Origin of the sequence: Allocoleopsis sp., from assembly GCF_036703385.1 — a bacterium.
Classification (GTDB): domain Bacteria; phylum Cyanobacteriota; class Cyanobacteriia; order Cyanobacteriales; family Coleofasciculaceae; genus Allocoleopsis.
Genome location: NZ_DATNPA010000316.1, coordinates 1 through 4,744 on the forward strand (window position 1 = coordinate 1; position 4,744 = coordinate 4,744).

The 4,744-nt window shown below is 46.6% G+C and carries 4 protein-coding genes; 3 read left to right on the plus strand and 1 reads right to left on the minus strand.

The window, feature by feature from the left end; genetic code table 11:
• Positions 1-1,284: hypothetical protein (locus V6C93_RS15780; protein WP_333477621.1), on the minus strand; the 1,284-nt coding region annotated here is incomplete at its 3' end.
• 284 nt (positions 1,285-1,568) lie between these two features.
• Between V6C93_RS15780 and V6C93_RS15785 the strand changes: the two genes are divergently transcribed.
• The 3 genes from V6C93_RS15785 to V6C93_RS15795 all read left to right on the plus strand — a co-directional run.
• Positions 1,569-1,892: a hypothetical protein gene (locus V6C93_RS15785; protein ID WP_333477622.1), complete on the plus strand. Its 324-nt coding sequence runs from the start codon at positions 1,569-1,571 to the stop codon at positions 1,890-1,892.
• A 162-nt stretch (positions 1,893-2,054) separates the two neighbouring features.
• A complete protein-coding gene (locus V6C93_RS15790) occupies positions 2,055-2,372 on the plus strand; it encodes a hypothetical protein (RefSeq protein WP_333477623.1) in 318 nt (105 codons plus the stop codon).
• Between the two features lie 446 nt (positions 2,373-2,818).
• Positions 2,819-4,744: TOMM precursor leader peptide-binding protein (locus tag V6C93_RS15795; RefSeq protein WP_333477624.1), on the plus strand; the 1,926-nt coding region annotated here is incomplete at its 3' end.

Here is a 4,744-nt window from a genome sequence, read left to right on the forward strand (position 1 = left end):
GTATTTCACGAAGTGCTGATTATTAGACCAGTTTTTTTGCATAAACATAAACTGGTTAAAGATATCACGTTGGAAACACATAAACAGTAATCCAACTGTCTCGTCTTTTGCTGGCTGGGGCGTTACCTCTCTTAAATGCCTCAGTTGGTTGTGAAATCGCGATAGTTTTGACAGGGACTCATCTCCTGCATTCGGCTTTTCGCTGTAGCTGACGGCTCTACGAACAATTCGATGGTTGCGTTGTTCTTGCAATGTCTCCTCGTTATGGTTTTTATCACCTCGGGGATTGGCTTTGCGGATGTGGGCGTGAAAAGGGCATTTGCTGCCATCTAAGTCGTCATCGTAATTGAAGTTATTGAAATTGGGGTCGGGGTTTTTTGCTTCTGGAGAAAGTGTCACTGGCGTTCCATCTCTGAACCGCCCTACAACTAAGGCACCGGCTCTTTCTGCATCTTTACCTGACAATCTCAGCTTTTTAGCGAGTTCTTGCTCCGCTGCTTTGAAACCCCGAACGTCTTGTTCGAGTTTTCGGTAGACAAGATAGCTGCCAAAGCTATCCTCTCCTTGACCAAATGGGTCTTTCACAAGCACTAAGTCTAAGGAGGCACTGGAATCCCATTTTTCAGTGCCTTGCTCTTTGATTTTATCGATATCGTCTTTCAAGAAGAGGGGTTGACTGACTCCATCTCTAAAACCAAAGTGTTCGATCGCTTGCCCTTTTTTATTTCTGAGTAAAATGCCTGCTTCTATGTTGACAATATCAGCTACATTCTCGATTTCCTTTATGACCTTGTTTGCCTGCTCTTCTAAATTGTCGGGATTATCATCTGCCAGGAGAAGTAAGGCATGGATTTTATCATGGAATCCTTCTTCCCATTCGTCAAATGGGGGATCGTTCAGTATCGGCTGGAATGTCCGCATTCCCACCTTAAATGCCGGACTGGGAAATTCAACTCTATGCGATACTTCTAAGTTAAACCCAAGCGTTATGTAACCGCTATAGGATAGGAAAAAGTTGGCAAACAGCCCTTGTGTTCCTTGACAGTGACTTTCTTGATATCTAACACTATCGTTCAACTGCTGCTGAGCAGAGGTGACAAATGTTTCTGCGAAATGACTAATCCATTTTCGGATAGCGTCCGAGTCTGACTTGAATTTTACAAAGATATGTACGGAGTAGTTTCGTTCGTGACTTTTGAGGATATTTCCCTGTAAATCTTCTAACAGGGATTGATACTTCGGATCGTTGGGATCGATATGGGTTTGGGTTAAGTCTACTGACACAAATTCCTCTTTGCCTGTTTCCTAATTGCAGTCATGGTATCCTCTCAAGATTTCGGATATCACTGACTAGCTATTTTGCTGAGCGGTGAATCGCTAGAGTTCAGCTCTTTACCAGTTTACTGCTACTGTGTCAAGTCAATAGCATCCCAATCAATTCGGTAAAATCTCTTGACAAAAATTAAAAAAAAAAGCTCTAGTATATTGCTATGATTCCAAGATTCTTTGAATCAGCGTTAGTTTACCTGACTATTTCTCCATAAAGAAGGCTTGAAAAGAGGTAACTTATGATTGACGCAGTGTACCCCCCAGACTTAGCAGATGCATGGGCGCATGTCTTTGGTCATGCTTGGCATAAGGACAATAAAGACTTTCTGCAACGACTGAGAAAAGACCCAAAATACGCAATTACTGATGTCGTCAACTCGGGCAATCCCAAACATCTAGTATGCTCTTGTGCCACTATTATCGAGTATGCAAGTAGCGATAACTGTGAGTACGGTTTCGTGTCGCTGCCTGCTCTCCCACCAGCTTTACAGGAACTGAGCGAGGAACAACTCTACCTGTATGCCAATCAAGATGGAATGTACGGAATTTTTAGGTGTACTTGAATCAAAAAATTACCTGTTTGGCAGCCATTAAGAGTTGGTAATCCTTGGATTAATGGATGGCCTGGTTTAAAGATTCGCATACCCCATAAAATCGCATAAGCTTTGTAACGGATTAGTCTACCTGATTATTTGGTAACGCCAACCCATAAAGAGAGGTAAATTATGGCACCCCCCCCACAAGACTATCAAGATTCTTGGGCACGTGTCTTTGCTTACGCTTGGAGTCAAGACCCTAATGGTTTTCTGCGGCAATTGAATAAAGACCCAAGGGCAACGCTTGAAGCGATAGTCAACTCTGGCGAACCTGGAAGTATAGTAGACGCTAGTACTATTATTCTTCAGTATGTAAACGATCCAGACTCTGAAGAAGGGTTTTTGGCGCTTCCTCCTCCTCCAGATGCATTACGAACTACAGACGAGGATGCACTTTATAACTATGCCAAACAAGATGGGTTGTACGGAGTTCTAAGAATAAGTTGAACTGAAGAGTTCCCTGTTCTGGAACTACTCAGAATTGAGGGACAGCGATTTAGGTAATGGGTAATCGGTAAGGGGGAAGACATTCCAATTGGCGATTGCCCATTACTATCTACTGACAGCTTCCACCATTCTCAAGGACTCCCAGTAGTGGCGTGGCAAGGCTAAAATGAGGCATTATAATTCTCTTGTGGGATGGGCGTCTCGCCCGTCCGGTGCGGGCAAGATGCCCACACCACAATAACTAAGCTGTCACGCTTTTAAAGTGCTTGTTGAGACGGACGCGGGGACGCGGGGAGGGGAGACACCCAGAGGGATTGACGGTTCGTTCCCTAACTAAACAATATGCAAATTACATGCACAACAGCTTATAGTTTATGCACTATTTTAGCTGTGCCACGCCACTACAAATTACTGAGAACGAGAAGAAAACAAGCACTTAAAAATAAATGATGATGCGCCAACCGAGGTTTAAGTCGTGTTTCCGTTGTGAAATTGTCCCCTCAGATGGCGTGTTTTTAATTTCCGAAAACGAACACTTCCTGCTGCGCGGGGATGCTTACATTCGCTTAGCACCACTCTTGGACGGTAAACATTCCGTAGAAGAGATTATTGCTATCCTCCAGAACGACATCTCTGCTCCCGAAGTATTCTACTTGCTCACTCGCTTGCAAAGTAAAGGCTATATCGTTGATGCCAAACCAACGATGCCATCTGAACAAGCGGCATTTTGGGAGATGTTGGGACAAGACTCAGAGCAAGTCGCCCAGCGGTTGCAGGAGGTGACAGTTTCTGTCGTTTCCTTGGGACAAATCGACACCGAACCGTTCAAAACTATGTTGGCATCCCTTGGTGTTCGTGTGGGTGAGGGTGGCAATTTCTGGGTGGTGCTGACGGATGATTATTTGCAAGAGGGTTTGGATACCTTCAATCAGGATGCCTTGAGTTGCGCTCGCGCGTGGATGTTGGTTAAACCTGTAGGAATAGAGATGTGGGTTGGCCCAATCTTTATTCCCAGTAAAACAGGGTGCTGGGAATGCCTAGCGCATCGACTGCGAGGGCATCGAAAAGTCGAACGCTACCTGCAACAGCGAAAAAATACGACTCAACCCTTGCCCACCTCCCTCTCGGTTTTACCCTCCACCCTTGCTACAGTCCTGGGCATGGCTGCAACTGAAACGGCGAAATGGGTAGTTTGCGATCGCAACGAAAGTCTAGAAGGTAATATCGTTACTCTCAACGCCCTCTCTCTGGATAAGGGCAACCACGTTCTTATCCAGCGTCCCCAATGTCCGCGCTGTGGCAATCTCCAGGATCGGGAATTACACGAACGCCCCCCTAGGGCGTGTTTTCAAACTTCGCCGCCAGATTCAGATCCCCCCCAGCCCCCCTTAACAAGGGGGGAGAATTCAGTCAAAGTCCCCCGTGATATAAAAGGCGCAGCCTCCTCTGACCCCCCCCTTTTTAAGGGGGGTGAGGGGGGGATCTCCTCGGGGGATTTAGGGGGATCTCCGGGTTTGAAAACAGACCCTAGCCCCCCCAATCTGAGGAGAACAACAAGTTTCTCCCCCCAGGATGGAGGGGCACAATACCTAAGTCCTAATGATGTCTCAGCCCAAAAGTCAGCACGCTTGGTACTCCAAAGCCGAAAGAAATCGTTTACTCGTGATGGCGGACACCGCAGTGTCTCACCCGAGGAAACCTTCAAACAGTTCGCCCACCACATCAGTCCCATTACCGGCATCATCGGCGTACTGCGACAAGCTTCTACAGGGGAGGAGGCTGGATTGACACCTTCTTATACCGCAGGTTATGGGTTTGTCGATGCGTTGGATGACTTGGATGGGCTGCAAGAAAGTCTCAGAAGCGAAGCCTACGGTAAGGGAAGGAGTGAGATTCAGGCTAAAGTCAGCGCGTTGTGCGAAGCGATTGAGCGATATACGGGTATATTTCAAGGGGATGAACCGCGAATCAAAGTGAGGTTCAAAGACTTGGGAACCGCTATTCATCCGAACGCTTGTATGCTATTTAGCGATCGCCAATTTCAGAATCGCGATCGCCTCAATGGAAATCGTATCAGCTTTGACTGGATTCCAGAGCGATTTGACGAAGACAGGGAAATCGAGTGGAGTCCGGCTTGGTCGTTAACTTACGATGAACCTCGGTATATCCCAACCGCTTATTGTTACTCCGGTTATGCCCAAAAATACCATGCCCTGTTCGCGAGTGCCGACACCAACGGATGTGCTAGTGGCAACAATTTGGAAGAAGCAATCTTGCAAGGTTTTATGGAGTTGGTGGAGCGAGACAGTATTGCCCTGTGGTGGTATAACCGCTTGCCTAAACCAGCCGTAGAGCTTTCCAGCTTTGAGGAA